We start from the raw sequence: 16818 nt of genomic DNA on the forward strand, positions 1-16818 counted from the left end.
AAGTAGGTGTACCTTACATCATCGTATTCATGAATAAATGCGACATGGTTGACGATGCTGAGCTGTTGGAACTGGTTGAAATGGAAATCCGTGACTTGTTGTCAAGCTACGACTTCCCAGGCGACGACTGCCCAATCGTACAAGGTTCTGCATTGAAAGCTTTGGAAGGTGACGCTGCTTACGAAGAAAAAATCTTCGAATTGGCTGCTGCCTTGGACAGCTACATCCCAACACCTGAGCGTGCTGTGGACAAACCTTTCTTGTTGCCTATCGAAGACGTATTCTCTATCTCCGGCCGTGGTACAGTAGTAACCGGTCGTGTAGAGCGCGGTATCATCCACGTTGGTGACGAGATCGAAATCGTAGGTCTGAAAGAAACCCAAAAAACCACTTGTACCGGTGTTGAAATGTTCCGCAAACTGCTGGACGAAGGTCAAGCTGGTGACAACGTAGGCGTATTGCTGCGTGGTACTAAACGTGAAGACGTAGAGCGTGGTCAAGTATTGGCTAAACCAGGTACTATCACTCCTCACACCAAGTTCAAAGCAGAAGTATACGTACTGAGCAAAGAAGAGGGTGGTCGTCACACTCCATTCTTCGCTAACTACCGTCCACAATTCTACTTCCGTACTACTGACGTAACTGGTGCAGTTACTTTGGAAGAAGGCGTAGAAATGGTAATGCCGGGTGAAAACGTAACCATTACTGTAGAACTGATTGCGCCTATCGCTATGGAAGAAGGTCTGCGCTTTGCGATTCGCGAAGGTGGTCGTACCGTAGGTGCGGGTGTGGTTTCTTCTGTAATCGCTTAAGTTTAGAGGCCAATAGCTCAATTGGTAGAGTATCGGTCTCCAAAACCGAGGGTTGGGGGTTCGAGACCCTCTTGGCCTGCCAAATAAAAAATTAACCGGCCTTGTGCCGGTTAATTTTTTTGTACTTAAGTTCTAAGATTATTTGGAATTAATTAATGGATCAATGCCGCTATCTAAAATGAAGGCGGGTGGGGTATTGATAAGTGAGTAAAGATGACAGAACATCCGTCTGGACGCAAAGAAGGCCATCAGAAAAAGGAAGTTGTGGTAAGTAATAAGCCGGCTCCTGAAAAGAAAGAAGGTCTGTTTGCATATTTTAAGAGCTCTTGGACTGAGTTTAAGAAGGTAGTTTGGCCGAGTCGTGATGAAGCGGTTAAAATGACTGTATTTGTGATTATCTTCGTTGCAGTTTTAGCAGCCTTCATTTATGCGGCAGATACAATTATTTCATGGTTGTTTTTTGATGTTTTATTAAATAGGAAAGGGTAAAGATGTCAAAGCGTTGGTATGTGGTACAGGCCTATTCCGGTTTCGAGAAAAATGTTCAAAAAACATTGAAAGAGCGTATTACTCGTGAAAACATGGAAGAATATTTCGGTCAGATCCTCGTTCCTGTAGAGGAAGTGGTAGACATCAAGAATGGCCGAAAAACCATCAGTGAGCGTAAATTCTATCCAGGCTATGTGCTGGTTGAAATGGAAATGACCGATGATTCATGGCATTTGGTTAAGAGTACCCCTCGAGTAAATGGCTTTGTAGGTGGTAGCGGAAATCGTCCAATCCCAATTTCTCAAAAAGATGCAGATGCTATTTTGCAACAAGCCAAAACAGGTGTTGAGAAGCCAAAACCAAAAGTTGAATTCGAAGTGGGTCAGCAGGTTCGTGTGAATGAAGGTCCATTTGCTGATTTCAATGGAATTGTTGATGAAGTTAACTACGAGCGTAATAGACTGCGTGTTTCAGTTCAAATTTTTGGTCGGGAAACACCGGTTGAATTAGAGTTCGGTCAGGTTGAAAAGATTTAAGTGGTTTAATTCGCTTGAAAATTTTTTTTTAAGCAGATATAATCGCAAATTCTGTTTGGGAAGCGGAATGGTTCCGCGTTATACCCGTTTTTAGGAGTCCTTAATGGCAAAGAAAATTATCGGCTACATCAAACTGCAAATTCCTGCAGGTAAAGCCAATCCATCTCCCCCAGTTGGTCCTGCTTTGGGTCAGCGTGGTTTGAACATCATGGAATTCTGTAAAGCATTTAATGCTGCAACCCAAGGTATGGAACCTGGTTTGCCAATTCCAGTCGTGATTACTGCATTTGCAGATAAATCATTTACATTTGTGATGAAAACTCCACCAGCTTCTATCTTGTTGAAAAAAGCTGCTGGTCTGCAAAAAGGTAGTTCTAATCCTCTGACTAACAAAGTGGGTAAATTGACCCGCGCTCAGTTGGAAGAAATTGCTAAAACTAAAGAGCCTGATTTGACTGCTGCTGACTTGGATGCGGCTGTTCGTACTATCGCAGGTTCTGCTCGCTCAATGGGCTTGGACGTGGAGGGTGTTGTATAATGGCTAAAGTATCTAAACGCTTGAAAGCTCTGCGCTCTTCTGTTGAAGCTAACAAACTGTACGCAATCGACGAAGCAATTGCTTTGGTTAAAAAAGCTGCTACTGCTAAATTTGACGAGTCTGTTGATGTATCTTTCAACTTGGGCGTTGATCCTCGTAAATCTGACCAAGTTATCCGTGGTTCAGTCGTTCTGCCTAAAGGTACCGGTAAAACAACTCGCGTAGCTGTATTTACTCAAGGTGCAAATGCAGATGCTGCTAAAGAAGCTGGTGCAGATATTGTCGGTTTTGAAGATCTGGCCGCTGAAATCAAAGCTGGTAACCTGAACTTTGACGTTGTTATTGCTTCTCCTGATGCAATGCGTATCGTTGGTCAATTGGGTACCATCTTGGGTCCTCGTGGTTTGATGCCAAACCCTAAAGTAGGTACTGTTACTCCTAACGTTGCTGAAGCAGTTAAAAATGCAAAAGCAGGTCAAGTACAATACCGTACAGATAAAGCCGGTATCGTTCATGCAACTATCGGTCGTGCTTCTTTCGCTGAAGCTGACTTGAAAGAAAACTTCAATGCGCTGCTGGATGCTATCGTTAAAGCCAAACCTGCTGCTGCAAAAGGCCAGTACCTGAAAAAAGTTGCTGTATCCAGCACTATGGGTTTGGGTGTTCGCGTTGATACTGCAAGCGTGAACAACTAAGAAATTTTCAGGTGATTCGGTTTTCTGGATTGCCTGAATTTGGGCTACTTAAAATTAAGTAGATGTCCAAGACCGTAGGGATCGTAAGATTTAATCGTAACTGCCCTACGCAGACGGTAGTCCTGAAACACATTGCAAGATTGCTTGTAAGATGTCTTTTTAGGTTACCGCGCTGGTGGGATATCATTTCGGTATCCTGTTTATAAACAGTGGGAGGTAGACCTTGAGTCTCAATATTGAAACCAAGAAAGTGGCCGTAGAGGAAATTAGCGCAGCAATTGCTAACGCTCAAACTCTCGTAGTCGCTGAATATCGCGGTATCAGTGTTTCCAGCATGACTGAGCTTCGTGCAAATGCACGTAAAGAAGGCGTTTACTTGCGTGTTCTGAAAAATACTCTGGCTCGTCGCGCAGTAGAAGGTACTTCATTCGCAGATTTGGCCGATCAAATGGTTGGTCCATTGGTTTATGCTGCTTCTGAAGATGCTGTTGCTGCTGCTAAAGTGCTGCACCAATTCGCGAAAAAAGATGACAAAATTATCGTTAAAGCCGGTTCTTACAATGGCGAAGTAATGGATGCTGCTCAGGTTGCTGAGTTGGCCTCTATTCCGAGCCGCGAAGAGCTGTTGTCCAAACTGTTGTTCGTTATGCAAGCTCCCGTATCAGGCCTTGCACGTGGTTTGGCTGCTTTGGCAGAGAAAAAAGCTGGCGAAGAAGCCGCTTAATCGATTTTGTTTCATTTAATCAATTATTTTTTAATACAATATTTGGAGTATAAATAGCATGGCTATTACTAAAGAAGACATTTTGGAAGCCGTTGGTTCTTTGACCGTAATGGAATTGAACGACTTGGTTAAAGCTTTTGAAGAAAAATTTGGCGTTTCTGCTGCTGCAGTTGCAGTTGCAGGTCCTGCAGGTGCTGGTGCAGCTGCTGCTGAAGAGAAAACTGAATTTGACGTAGTTTTGGCTTCTGCTGGTGATCAAAAAGTTGGCGTGATTAAAGTTGTCCGCGCTCTCACTGGCTTGGGTCTGAAAGAAGCTAAAGACATCGTTGACGGTGCACCTAAAACTCTGAAAGAAGGTGTTTCTAAAGCTGAAGCTGAAGACATCCAAAAACAACTGGAAGAAGCCGGCGCTAAAGTCGAAATCAAATAATTTGATGCTTCCTATGAAGGCTGGCAGTTTTCTGCCAGCCTTATTTTGCTTCTTAAAATAAGCATCAGACATTGTTTACATTTATTTGCATAGTCTTTATAAAATCATTGCAAATAAATGTAAATATCAGGTTGATGCATGCCGTTGTTTCAGACGGCCTATTATTTAAAATTGCTTTTCGGAGTGTATATGAGCTATTCGTTTACCGAGAAAAAACGTATCCGTAAGAGTTTTGCAAAGCGAGAGAATGTCTTAGATGTTCCTTTCCTGCTGGCAACCCAAATTGATTCTTATGCGAAATTTTTGCAGCTGGAAAATGCTTTTGACCAACGTACTGATGATGGTCTGCAAGCGGCATTTAATTCTATTTTCCCGATTGTAAGCCATAATGGTTATGCGCGCTTGGAGTTTGTGCATTATACATTGGGCGAGCCTTTGTTCGATATTCCTGAATGCCAATTGCGCGGCATTACTTATGCGGCCCCATTGCGTGCTCGTATCCGTTTGGTGATTTTGGATAAAGAAGCATCTAAGCCGACAGTAAAAGAAGTTCGTGAAAACGAAGTGTATATGGGCGAAATCCCATTGATGACGCCAAGTGGCTCTTTTGTTATCAATGGTACTGAGCGCGTGATTGTTTCCCAGCTGCACCGTTCTCCTGGTGTGTTCTTTGAGCATGACCGTGGTAAAACACATTCTTCCGGTAAGCTGTTGTTCTCTGCTCGTATTATTCCTTACCGTGGTTCATGGTTGGATTTCGAATTTGATCCAAAAGATTTGCTGTATTTCCGTATCGACCGTCGCCGTAAAATGCCGGTTACGATTTTGTTGAAAGCTTTGGGCTACAACAATGAACAAATCTTGGATATTTTCTACGATAAAGAAACTTTCTATTTGTCTTCAAACGGTGTTCAAACTGATCTGGTTGCAGGCCGTCTGAAAGGTGAAACTGCCAAAGTTGATATCTTGGATAAAGAAGGCAATGTACTGGTCGCCAAAGGTAAACGCATTACTGCGAAAAATATCCGTGATATTACCAATGCAGGCTTGACTCGTCTGGATGTAGAGCCAGAAAGCCTGTTGGGTAAAGCATTGGCTGCTGACCTGATTGATCCGGAAACTGGCGAAGTATTGGCTTCTGCTAACGATGAAATTACAGAAGAACTGTTGGCCAAGCTTGATATCCATGGCGTAAAAGAAATTACGACCCTTTATATCAATGAATTGGATCAAGGTGGTTACATCTCCAGCACTCTGCGTACAGACGAAACTGCTGATCAGCAGGCTGCACGCGTTGCGATTTACCGCATGATGCGTCCTGGCGAACCGCCTACCGAAGAAGCTGTTGAGCAGCTCTTCAATCGCTTGTTCTTCAGTGAAGACAGCTATGATTTGTCTCGCGTAGGCCGTATGAAATTTAATACGCGCACATACGAGCAAAAATTGTCTGAAGCACAACAAAACTCTTGGTATGGCCGTTTGCTGAATGAAACTTTGGCCGGAGCAGCTGAAAAAGGCGGTTACGTTCTGAGTGTTGAAGACATCGTTGCTTCTATTGCTACATTGGTTGAACTGCGTAACGGTCATGGCGAAGTAGACGATATTGACCACTTGGGTAATCGTCGTGTTCGTTCTGTGGGTGAGTTGACTGAGAACCAATTCCGCAGCGGTTTGGCTCGTGTAGAACGTGCAGTTAAAGAGCGTTTGAACCAAGCAGAATCTGAGAACTTGATGCCGCATGACTTGATCAATGCGAAACCTGTTTCTGCCGCGATCAAAGAATTCTTCGGCTCTAGCCAATTGAGCCAATTTATGGATCAGACCAACCCATTGTCTGAAGTAACCCATAAACGCCGTGTATCTGCATTGGGCCCTGGCGGTTTGACTCGCGAACGTGCAGGCTTTGAGGTGCGAGACGTACATCCGACCCACTATGGCCGTGTATGTCCTATTGAAACACCTGAAGGTCCAAACATTGGTTTGATCAACTCATTGTCCGTTTATGCGCGTACCAATGATTATGGTTTCTTGGAAACCCCTTACCGCCGTGTTGTCGATGGCAAAGTAACTGAAGAAATCGATTACTTGTCTGCTATCGAAGAAGGCCGTTATGTGATTGCACAGGCGAATGCCGATTTGGACAAAGACGGTAATTTGATTGGCGACTTGGTTACTTGTCGTGAAAAAGGCGAAACCATTATGGCAACGCCTGACCGCGTTCAATATATGGACGTGGCAACCGGTCAAGTGGTATCTGTTGCAGCATCTCTGATTCCATTCTTGGAACATGATGACGCGAACCGTGCATTGATGGGTGCCAACATGCAACGTCAGGCCGTACCGTGCCTGCGTCCTGAAAAACCGATGGTTGGTACCGGTATCGAGCGCTCTGTTGCCGTTGACTCTGCAACTGCAATCGTTGCCCGCCGTGGTGGTGTGGTTGAGTATGTAGATGCCAACCGCGTTGTAGTTCGTGTTCATGATGATGAAGCGACTGCCGGTGAAGTGGGTGTCGATATTTACAACTTGGTTAAATTCACCCGTTCTAACCAATCTACCAACATCAACCAACGTCCGGCCGTAAAAGCAGGCGATGTGTTGCAACGTGGTGACTTGGTGGCCGATGGTGCATCTACCGACTTGGGTGAGTTGGCTTTGGGTCAAAACATGACCATCGCCTTCATGCCATGGAATGGTTACAACTACGAAGACTCGATTCTGATTTCAGAAAAAGTGGCCGCGGACGATCGTTATACTTCGATTCACATTGAAGAACTGAACGTTGTTGCACGTGACACTAAACTGGGTGCAGAAGACATTACCCGCGATATTCCGAACTTGTCTGAGCGTATGCAAAACCGTTTGGATGAATCCGGTATCGTATACATCGGTGCAGAAGTAGAAGCCGGTGACGTCTTGGTAGGTAAAGTAACACCTAAAGGCGAAACCCAACTGACTCCTGAAGAAAAACTGCTGCGTGCTATCTTCGGTGAAAAAGCATCTGACGTAAAAGATACTTCATTGCGTATGCCTACCGGCATGAGCGGTACCGTTATCGACGTTCAAGTTTTCACTCGTGAAGGTATCCAACGCGACAAACGTGCTCAATCCATTATTGATTCTGAATTGAAACGTTACCGTCAAGATTTGGGCGATCAATTGCGTATTTTCGATAATGACGCATTCGACCGTATCGAGCGTATGATTGTTGGTCAAAAAGCCAATGGTGGTCCGATGAAGCTGGCTAAAGGCAGTGAAATCACTACCGAATATTTGGCAAGCCTGTCTAGCAAACATGATTGGTTTGACATCCGTTTGGCTGACGAAGACTTGGCCAAACAGTTAGAACTGATTAAATTGAGCCTGCAACAAAAACGCGAAGAAGCGGATGAGTTGTATGAGATCAAGAAGAAAAAACTGACCCAAGGTGACGAGCTGCAACCGGGCGTACAAAAAATGGTGAAAGTATTTATCGCCATCAAACGCCGTCTGCAAGCCGGTGACAAAATGGCGGGTCGCCACGGTAACAAAGGTGTGGTATCACGCATTCTGCCAGTGGAAGACATGCCTTACATGGCTGACGGCCGTCCGGTAGACATCGTACTGAACCCATTGGGCGTACCTTCTCGTATGAACATCGGTCAGATTTTGGAAGTTCACTTGGGTTGGGCGGCAAAAGGTATCGGCGAACGCATCGACCGTATGCTGAAAGAGCAACGCAAAGCCAGCGAGCTGCGTGAATTCTTGAACAAGCTCTACAACGGTAGCGGTAAGAAAGAAGATTTGGACAGCCTGACAGATGAAGAAATCATCGAATTGGCTTCCAACCTGCGTAAAGGTGCATCTTTCGCCTCTCCTGTATTCGACGGTGCGAAAGAGTCTGAAATCCGCGAAATGTTGAACTTGGCTTACCCAAGCGAAGATCCTGAGGTTGAGAAACTGGGCTTCAACGACAGTAAAACTCAAATTACGCTGTATGACGGCCGTTCAGGCGAAGCATTTGATCGCAAGGTTACAGTCGGTGTGATGCACTATCTGAAACTGCACCACTTGGTTGACGAAAAAATGCACGCCCGTTCTACCGGTCCGTACAGTCTGGTTACCCAGCAGCCTTTGGGCGGGAAAGCTCAGTTCGGTGGCCAACGTTTCGGTGAGATGGAGGTTTGGGCATTGGAAGCATACGGCGCGGCATACACGCTGCAAGAGATGCTGACTGTGAAGTCTGACGACGTGAACGGCCGTACCAAAATGTACGAGAACATCGTCAAAGGCGAACACAAAATCGATGCCGGTATGCCTGAATCCTTCAACGTATTGGTTAAAGAGATTCGCTCACTGGGCTTGGATATCGATTTGGAACGTTACTAAACAGAAGTTTTCAGACGGCCTTTTAAGGTCGTCTGAAAAAGCGGTTTCAGAATAAGAATGAAGCAATCGGCATTTAGGCCGTCTGAAATCAAAAGTACCGTTTCCCAATATCGAAAATCCGCCATGCGGTAAAAATACTTCCTTCAAGGAGCAAAAATGAATTTGTTGAACTTATTTAATCCGTTGCAAACTGCCGGCATGGAAGAAGAGTTTGATGCCATCAAAATCGGTATTGCCTCTCCCGAAACCATCCGCTCATGGTCTTATGGCGAAGTTAAAAAACCTGAAACCATCAACTACCGTACGTTCAAACCTGAGCGCGACGGTCTGTTCTGCGCCAAAATCTTTGGCCCGGTCAAAGACTATGAATGTTTGTGCGGTAAATACAAACGCTTGAAATTTAAAGGCGTAACCTGTGAAAAATGTGGCGTAGAAGTGACCCTGTCCAAAGTGCGCCGCGAACGCATGGGCCACATTGAACTGGCTGCACCAGTTGCACACATTTGGTTCTTGAAATCTCTGCCTTCCCGCTTGGGTATGGTACTGGACATGACTTTGCGCGACATCGAACGCGTATTGTACTTTGAAGCATTTGTGGTAACCGATCCCGGCATGACTCCGTTGCAACGTCGTCAATTGCTGACTGAAGACGATTACTACAACAAACTGGACGAATACGGCGACGACTTCGATGCCAAAATGGGTGCAGAAGGTATCCGCGAATTGCTGCGTACCTTGGATATTACCGGCGAAATCGAAATCCTGCGTCAAGAGCTGGAATCTACCGGTTCTGATACCAAAATCAAAAAAATCGCCAAACGTTTGAAAGTATTGGAAGCCTTCCACCGTTCTGGTATGAAACTGGAATGGATGATTATGGATGTGCTGCCGGTATTGCCGCCTGATTTGCGTCCTTTGGTTCCATTGGATGGCGGCCGTTTTGCCACTTCCGATTTGAACGATTTGTACCGTCGCGTTATCAACCGTAACAACCGTTTGAAACGTCTGTTGGAACTGCATGCGCCTGATATCATTGTTCGTAACGAAAAACGTATGTTGCAAGAAGCAGTTGACTCTCTGTTGGATAACGGCCGCCGCGGGAAAGCCATGACCGGTGCCAACAAACGTCCGCTGAAATCATTGGCTGACATGATTAAAGGTAAAGGCGGCCGCTTCCGTCAAAACCTGCTGGGTAAACGTGTGGACTACTCAGGTCGTTCCGTAATTACCGTAGGCCCGTACCTGCGTCTGCACCAATGTGGTCTGCCGAAAAAAATGGCTTTGGAACTGTTCAAACCATTCATTTTCCACAAATTGGAAAAACAAGGTTTGGCTTCTACCGTTAAAGCTGCGAAAAAATTGGTAGAACAAGAAGTACCTGAAGTATGGGATATCTTGGAAGAAGTCATCCGCGAACATCCGATTATGCTGAACCGTGCGCCAACCCTGCACCGTTTGGGTATTCAAGCGTTCGAACCTATCCTGATCGAAGGTAAAGCTATTCAGTTGCACCCATTGGTGTGTGCCGCATTTAACGCCGACTTTGACGGTGACCAAATGGCTGTACACGTTCCATTGAGCTTGGAAGCACAAATGGAAGCACGCACGCTGATGCTGGCTTCAAATAACGTATTGTCTCCAGCCAACGGCGAACCAATCATCGTACCTTCTCAAGATATCGTATTGGGTCTGTACTACATGACCCGCGACCGTATCAATGCCAAAGGCGAAGGCAGCCTGTTTGCCGATGTGAAAGAAGTGCATCGTGCATACCATACTAAACAGGTTGAACTGGGTACGAAAATTACCGTACGTCTGCGCGAATGGGTAAAAAACGAAGCAGGTGAGTTTGAGCCTGTCGTTAACCGTTACGAAACAACCGTCGGCCGTGCATTGTTGAGCGAAATCTTACCTAAAGGCCTGCCGTTCGAGTACATCAACAAAGCGCTGAAGAAAAAAGAAATTTCTAAACTGATTAACGCATCATTCCGTCTGTGCGGCTTGCGTGACACAGTTATTTTCGCCGACCACTTGATGTATACCGGTTTCGGTTTTGCGGCTAAAGGCGGTATTTCCATTGCGGTTGACGATATGGAAATTCCGAAAGAAAAAGCAGCCTTGCTGGCTGAGGCTAATGCCGAAGTTAAAGAAATCGAAGACCAATACCGTCAAGGTTTGGTGACCAACGGCGAACGTTACAACAAAGTGGTCGATATTTGGGGTCGTGCCGGCGATAAGATCGCTAAAGCGATGATGGACAACCTGTCCAAACAAAAAGTCATCGACCGTGACGGCAACGAAGTTGATCAAGAGTCCTTCAACTCTATTTACATGATGGCCGACTCTGGTGCCCGTGGTTCTGCAGCTCAGATTAAACAGTTGTCCGGTATGCGTGGTTTGATGGCCAAACCTGACGGCTCTATTATCGAAACGCCGATTACCTCTAACTTCCGCGAAGGTTTGACCGTATTGCAATACTTTATTGCGACCCACGGTGCGCGTAAAGGTTTGGCGGATACCGCGTTGAAAACGGCAAACTCTGGTTACCTGACCCGTCGTCTGGTAGACGTAACTCAAGACTTGGTCGTTGTTGAAGATGATTGCGGTACTTCAGACGGCTTTGTCATGAAAGCAGTAGTACAAGGCGGTGACGTAATTGAAGCGTTGCGCGATCGTATTTTAGGCCGTGTTACAGCATCAGATGTTGTTGATCCTTCAACAGGAGAAACATTGGTTGAGGCAGGTACACTGCTGACTGAGAAATTAGTTGATATCATTGACCAATCTGGTGTTGACGAGGTTAAAGTCCGTACGCCAATTACTTGTAAAACCCGTCATGGTTTGTGTGCACACTGTTATGGCCGCGACTTGGCGCGCGGTAAACTGGTTAACGCTGGTGAAGCTGTAGGTGTAATTGCTGCACAATCTATTGGTGAGCCAGGTACTCAGCTGACCATGCGTACGTTCCACATCGGTGGTGCGGCATCTCGTGCGGCTGCTGCCAGCCAAGTGGAAGCCAAATCCAATGGTACAGCTCGTTTCAGCAGCCAAATGCGTTACGTTGCCAACAACAAAGGCGAGTTGGTTGTCATCGGTCGTTCTTGTGAAGTCGTGATTCACGACGATATCGGTCGCGAACGTGAACGTCACAAAGTACCTTACGGTGCAATCCTGCTGGTACAAGACGGCGAAGCCATTAAAGCCGGTCAAACCTTGGCAACTTGGGATCCGCATACCCGTCCGATGATCACCGAACACGCAGGTATGGTGAAATTCGAAAACGTGGAAGAGGGTGTTACCGTTGCGAAACAAACTGACGATGTAACCGGTTTGTCTACTTTGGTAGTGATTGACGGCAAACGTCGTTCTTCTAGTGCTTCTAAATTGTTGCGTCCGACTGTCAAACTGTTGGATGAAAATGGTCTGGAAATTTGCATTCCTGGTACGACTACCCCAGTTTCTATGGCATTTCCGGTCGGTGCGGTGATTACCATCCGTGAAGGTCAGGAAGTCGGTAAGGGTGATGTATTGGCGCGTATTCCACAAGCGTCTTCTAAAACCCGCGATATTACCGGTGGTCTGCCACGCGTAGCCGAATTGTTTGAAGCACGCGTGCCGAAAGATGCAGGTATGTTGGCTGAAATTACCGGTACCGTTTCCTTCGGTAAAGAAACCAAAGGTAAACAGCGTCTGATTATTACCGACGTAGACGGTGTAGCATACGAAACCCTGATTTCTAAAGAGAAGCAGATTTTGGTACACGATGGTCAAGTGGTAAACCGCGGTGAAACCATCGTAGACGGTGCCGTAGACCCACACGACATTCTGCGTTTGCAAGGTATCGAAGCATTGGCTCGCTACATTGTTCAAGAGGTACAAGAGGTTTACCGCCTGCAAGGTGTGAAGATTTCCGATAAACACATCGAAGTCATCATCCGTCAAATGCTGCGTCGAGTGAACATTGTCGATTCCGGTGATACAGAGTTCATTACCGGCGAACAAGTTGAGCGTGGCGATGTAATGCTTGCCAATGAAAAAGCCATGGCTGAAGACAAAGAGCCGGCACGTTACGAAAACGTGTTGCTGGGTATTACCAAAGCTTCCTTGTCTACAGACAGCTTCATTTCTGCGGCATCGTTCCAAGAAACAACCCGCGTCTTGACCGAGGCTGCTATTATGGGCAAACAAGACGAGCTGCGCGGTTTGAAAGAGAACGTGATTGTCGGTCGATTGATTCCTGCCGGTACAGGTTTGACCTACCACCGCAGCCGCCATCAACAATGGCAGCAAGCCGATCAAGAAACTTCTGAAACCGAAGCTTCAGACGAATAATCCCGAGCGATTATTGTGAAAATAAAACCGCAAGCCAGTCTTGCGGTTTTATTTTTTAGAGGACTTAAAAGAGGGTGGAGTTTAAGGCCGTCTGAATAAATAAGGAAAGCAATGGAGAAAATAAGTAGAGAACCATATTTAAAATGGCAAAGGCCGTCTGAATGTTTCAGACGACCTTTGTTTCTAAAATTTAGACATAAATTGGAAAACACCAAACTTTATCAGTCATTTGCTTGACTAAACCCTTGCAATAAAAATATAATTCCAATCTTGTCGACATGGTGTCGGCAAGTATTTAACTCAACAGGACGAGAAAATATGCCAACTATTAACCAATTGGTACGCAAAGGCCGTCAAAAGCCTGTGTACGTAAACAAAGTGCCTGCACTGGAAGCTTGCCCGCAAAAACGCGGCGTATGCACCCGTGTATACACAACTACCCCTAAAAAACCTAACTCTGCATTGCGTAAAGTATGTAAAGTTCGCCTGACCAACGGTTTTGAAGTCATTTCATACATCGGCGGTGAAGGCCACAACCTGCAAGAGCACAGCGTCGTATTGATTCGCGGCGGTCGTGTAAAAGACTTGCCAGGTGTGCGTTACCACACTGTACGCGGTTCTTTGGATACAGCAGGTGTTAAAGACCGTAAACAAGCCCGTTCTAAATACGGTGCTAAGCGTCCTAAATAATTATCGGGACTCAAATAGGCACGTCGGCCGCCTAAGCTGAACAACGGCCGAGTAAGTGAATACTCAATTGGGTATTCATGGGAATAGACCCAACTGAATAGACTAAAGGAAATTAAAATGCCAAGACGTAGAGAAGTCCCTAAGCGCGACGTACTGCCAGATCCTAAATTCGGCAGCGTTGAGCTGACTAAATTCATGAACGTATTGATGATTGACGGTAAGAAATCTGTTGCAGAACGTATCGTTTACGGTGCGCTGGAACAAATTGAGAAAAAAACCGGCAAAGTAGCAATCGAAGTATTTAACGAAGCCATTGCAAACGCCAAACCTATCGTGGAAGTGAAAAGCCGCCGTGTAGGTGGTGCAAACTACCAAGTTCCTGTTGAAGTTCGTCCTTCACGTCGTCTGGCTTTGGCAATGCGCTGGGTTCGCGACGCGGCCCGTAAACGTGGTGAGAAATCTATGGACCTGCGTTTGGCAGGTGAATTGATTGATGCGGCTGAAGGTCGTGGCGGTGCGTTGAAAAAACGTGAAGAAGTACACCGCATGGCTGAAGCTAACAAAGCATTCTCTCACTTCCGTTTCTAATATCGAAAGGCTAACAAAATGGCTCGTAAGACCCCTATCAGCCTGTATCGCAATATTGGTATTTCTGCCCATATTGACGCGGGTAAAACAACCACAACAGAACGTATTCTGTTTTATACAGGTTTGACTCATAAATTGGGCGAAGTGCATGACGGCGCGGCTACTACCGACTACATGGAACAAGAGCAAGAGCGTGGTATTACCATTACTTCTGCTGCTGTGACTTCTTATTGGTCTGGTATGGCGAAACAGTTCCCTGAGCACCGTTTCAACATCATCGACACCCCGGGACACGTTGACTTCACCGTAGAGGTAGAGCGTTCTATGCGTGTATTGGACGGCGCGGTAATGGTTTACTGTGCAGTAGGCGGTGTTCAACCTCAATCTGAAACCGTATGGCGTCAAGCTAACAAATACCAAGTACCTCGCTTGGCATTTGTAAACAAAATGGACCGTCAAGGTGCCAACTTCTTCCGCGTTGTTGAGCAAATGAAAACCCGTTTGCGCGCAAACCCAGTACCTATCGTGATTCCGGTTGGTGCGGAAGACAGCTTCAGCGGTGTTGTTGACCTGTTGAAAATGAAATCCATTATTTGGAATGAAGCCGATAAAGGTACAACCTTTACCTATGGCGATATTCCTGCTGAATTGGTTGAGACTGCTGAAGAATGGCGTCAAAACATGATTGAAGCTGCAGCAGAAGCCAGCGAAGAATTGATGGACAAATACTTGGGCGGTGATGAGCTGACTGAAGAAGAAATCGTAGGCGCATTGCGTCAACGCACTTTGGCCGGTGAAATTCAACCAATGTTGTGTGGTTCAGCATTTAAAAACAAAGGTGTTCAACGTATGTTGGATGCAGTTGTAGAATTGCTGCCTGCTCCTACCGACATTCCTCCAGTTCAAGGTGTTAACCCTAACACTGAAGAAGCCGACAGCCGTGAAGCCAGTGATGAAGAGAAATTCTCTGCATTGGCGTTCAAAATGTTGAATGATAAATACGTTGGTCAATTGACATTTATCCGCGTTTACTCTGGTGTTGTGAAATCCGGTGATACCGTATTGAACTCAGTAAAAGGTACTCGCGAACGTATCGGTCGTCTGGTGCAAATGACTGCTGCAGACCGTACTGAAATTGAAGAAGTACGCGCTGGTGATATTGCAGCTGCGATCGGTCTTAAAGACGTTACCACTGGTGAAACCCTGTGTGCTGAAAGCGCACCAATCATCTTGGAACGCATGGAATTCCCTGAGCCGGTAATTCACATTGCTGTTGAACCAAAAACCAAAGCCGACCAAGAGAAAATGGGTATCGCCCTGAACCGTCTGGCGAAAGAAGACCCTTCTTTCCGCGTTCGTACAGACGAAGAATCCGGTCAAACCATTATTTCCGGTATGGGTGAGCTGCACTTGGAAATTATTGTTGACCGTATGAAACGCGAATTCGGCGTGGAAGCAAACATCGGTGCGCCTCAAGTGGCTTACCGTGAAACCATCCGCAAAGAGGTTGAAGCTGAATACAAACATGCCAAACAATCTGGTGGTAAAGGTCAATACGGTCACGTTGTGATCAAAATGGAACCTATGGAACCAGGTGGTGCGGGTTACGAATTTATCGATGAAATTAAAGGTGGTGTGATTCCTCGCGAATTTATTCCGTCTGTCGATAAAGGTATTCGTGATACTCTGCCTAACGGTATTGTTGCCGGTTACCCAGTTGTTGACGTTCGTGTACGTTTGATTTTCGGTTCTTCGCATGATGTTGACTCTTCACAACTGGCCTTCGAATTGGCAGCTTCTCAAGCCTTTAAAGAAGGTATGCGTAAAGCCAATCCAGCTCTGTTGGAACCAATCATGGCAGTTGAGGTGGAAACACCTGAAGAATACATGGGTGACGTAATGGGTGACTTGAACCGTCGTCGTGGCGTTGTATTGGGTATGGATGATGACGGTATCGGTGGTAAGAAAGTTCGCGCCGAAGTACCTCTGGCAGAAATGTTCGGTTACTCAACCGACTTGCGTTCTGCAACCCAAGGTCGCGCTACTTACTCCATGGAGTTCAAAAAATACGCTGAAGCTCCTGCTCACGTAGCTGCTGCTGTAACTGAAGCCCGCAAAGGCTAATCAGAAAAGGCCGTCTGAAACTGAAAATAAATTTTCAGACGGCCATTGTTCTTTAATCGATCTTTATATGTAAAGGAATTAGCTCATGGCTAAGGAAAAATTTGAACGTAGCAAACCGCACGTAAACGTTGGCACCATCGGTCACGTTGACCATGGTAAAACCACTCTGACTGCTGCTTTGACTACTATTTTGGCTAAAAAATTCGGTGGCGCTGCAAAAGCTTACGACCAAATCGACAACGCTCCTGAAGAAAAAGCTCGTGGTATTACCATTAATACCTCACACGTAGAATACGAAACTGAGACCCGTCACTACGCACACGTAGACTGTCCGGGTCACGCCGACTACGTTAAAAACATGATTACCGGTGCTGCCCAAATGGACGGCGCGATCTTGGTATGTTCCGCAGCTGACGGTCCTATGCCACAAACTCGCGAACACATCCTGTTGGCTCGCCAAGTAGGTGTACCTTACATCATCGTATTCATGAA

General features: G+C 46.0%; 13 protein-coding genes and 1 tRNA gene. All 14 read left to right on the forward strand.

Translation table 11 applies throughout. The features are described 5' to 3' along the window. The coding region (locus HMPREF2865_RS02040) for an elongation factor Tu (protein ID WP_070645301.1) at positions 1–812 on the forward strand (812 nt) is incomplete at its 5' end. A 6-nt stretch (positions 813–818) separates the two neighbouring features. Then, positions 819–894, forward strand: a tRNA-Trp gene (locus HMPREF2865_RS02045). 131 nt (positions 895–1025) lie between these two features. Continuing rightward, on the forward strand, positions 1026–1301 hold the full coding sequence (gene secE, locus HMPREF2865_RS02050; RefSeq protein WP_070461116.1) for a preprotein translocase subunit SecE: 276 nt from the start codon (positions 1026–1028) through the stop codon (positions 1299–1301). A 2-nt stretch (positions 1302–1303) separates the two neighbouring features. Continuing rightward, positions 1304–1837, forward strand: a complete 534-nt coding sequence (gene nusG / locus HMPREF2865_RS02055; RefSeq protein ID WP_070461118.1) for a transcription termination/antitermination protein NusG — start codon at positions 1304–1306, stop codon at positions 1835–1837. A gap of 103 nt (positions 1838–1940) precedes the next feature. Beyond that, a complete protein-coding gene (gene rplK / locus HMPREF2865_RS02060; protein WP_002220151.1) occupies positions 1941–2375 on the forward strand; it encodes a 50S ribosomal protein L11 in 435 nt (144 codons plus the stop codon). Then, entirely contained in the window at positions 2375–3070 is a 696-nt protein-coding gene (gene rplA / locus HMPREF2865_RS02065) for a 50S ribosomal protein L1 (RefSeq protein ID WP_003677918.1), read from the forward strand. Before rplK ends, rplA begins: the two co-directional genes overlap by 1 nt. Positions 3071–3293: 223 nt before the next feature. Then, on the forward strand, positions 3294–3794 hold the full coding sequence (gene rplJ / locus HMPREF2865_RS02070; protein ID WP_070461120.1) for a 50S ribosomal protein L10: 501 nt from the start codon (positions 3294–3296) through the stop codon (positions 3792–3794). 58 nt (positions 3795–3852) lie between these two features. After that, positions 3853–4224, forward strand: coding sequence for a 50S ribosomal protein L7/L12 (gene rplL / locus HMPREF2865_RS02075; RefSeq protein WP_070583257.1), 372 nt, complete (start codon positions 3853–3855; stop codon positions 4222–4224). A 189-nt stretch (positions 4225–4413) separates the two neighbouring features. Further along, complete coding sequence (rpoB, locus tag HMPREF2865_RS02080) at positions 4414–8592, forward strand: DNA-directed RNA polymerase subunit beta (RefSeq protein ID WP_070645303.1); 4179 nt, start codon at positions 4414–4416, stop codon at positions 8590–8592. A 156-nt stretch (positions 8593–8748) separates the two neighbouring features. Continuing rightward, positions 8749–12924, forward strand: coding sequence for a DNA-directed RNA polymerase subunit beta' (rpoC, locus tag HMPREF2865_RS02085; protein ID WP_070461127.1), 4176 nt, complete (start codon positions 8749–8751; stop codon positions 12922–12924). Between the two features lie 318 nt (positions 12925–13242). After that, entirely contained in the window at positions 13243–13614 is a 372-nt protein-coding gene (rpsL, locus tag HMPREF2865_RS02090; protein WP_002218431.1) for a 30S ribosomal protein S12, read from the forward strand. A gap of 117 nt (positions 13615–13731) precedes the next feature. Next, a complete protein-coding gene (rpsG, locus tag HMPREF2865_RS02095) occupies positions 13732–14202 on the forward strand; it encodes a 30S ribosomal protein S7 (RefSeq protein ID WP_002240962.1) in 471 nt (156 codons plus the stop codon). Positions 14203–14220: 18 nt separating this feature from the next. Next, positions 14221–16326, forward strand: a complete 2106-nt coding sequence (fusA, locus tag HMPREF2865_RS02100) for an elongation factor G (protein WP_070608097.1) — start codon at positions 14221–14223, stop codon at positions 16324–16326. Positions 16327–16411: 85 nt separating this feature from the next. Further along, a partial coding sequence (locus HMPREF2865_RS02105; RefSeq protein WP_083309544.1) for a GTP-binding protein occupies positions 16412–16818 on the forward strand: 407 nt, incomplete at its 3' end.

The organism is Neisseria sp. HMSC073G10, assembly GCF_001812605.1.
Taxonomy (GTDB): domain Bacteria; phylum Pseudomonadota; class Gammaproteobacteria; order Burkholderiales; family Neisseriaceae; genus Neisseria; species Neisseria subflava_A.

What these genes read in the sequence shown, in the direction of transcription:
- rplL (WP_070583257.1), top strand. Translation starts at nt 3,853, where the DNA reads ATGGCTATTACTAAAGAAGACATTTTGGAAGCCGTTGGTTCTTTGACC.
- rpsG (WP_002240962.1), top strand. Translation starts at nt 13,732, where the DNA reads ATGCCAAGACGTAGAGAAGTCCCTAAGCGCGACGTACTGCCAGATCCT.
- rplK (WP_002220151.1), top strand. Translation starts at nt 1,941, where the DNA reads ATGGCAAAGAAAATTATCGGCTACATCAAACTGCAAATTCCTGCAGGT.
- rpoB (WP_070645303.1), top strand. Translation starts at nt 4,414, where the DNA reads ATGAGCTATTCGTTTACCGAGAAAAAACGTATCCGTAAGAGTTTTGCA.
- rpoC (WP_070461127.1), top strand. Translation starts at nt 8,749, where the DNA reads ATGAATTTGTTGAACTTATTTAATCCGTTGCAAACTGCCGGCATGGAA.
- secE (WP_070461116.1), top strand. Translation starts at nt 1,026, where the DNA reads ATGACAGAACATCCGTCTGGACGCAAAGAAGGCCATCAGAAAAAGGAA.
- fusA (WP_070608097.1), top strand. Translation starts at nt 14,221, where the DNA reads ATGGCTCGTAAGACCCCTATCAGCCTGTATCGCAATATTGGTATTTCT.
- rpsL (WP_002218431.1), top strand. Translation starts at nt 13,243, where the DNA reads ATGCCAACTATTAACCAATTGGTACGCAAAGGCCGTCAAAAGCCTGTG.
- rplA (WP_003677918.1), top strand. Translation starts at nt 2,375, where the DNA reads ATGGCTAAAGTATCTAAACGCTTGAAAGCTCTGCGCTCTTCTGTTGAA.
- nusG (WP_070461118.1), top strand. Translation starts at nt 1,304, where the DNA reads ATGTCAAAGCGTTGGTATGTGGTACAGGCCTATTCCGGTTTCGAGAAA.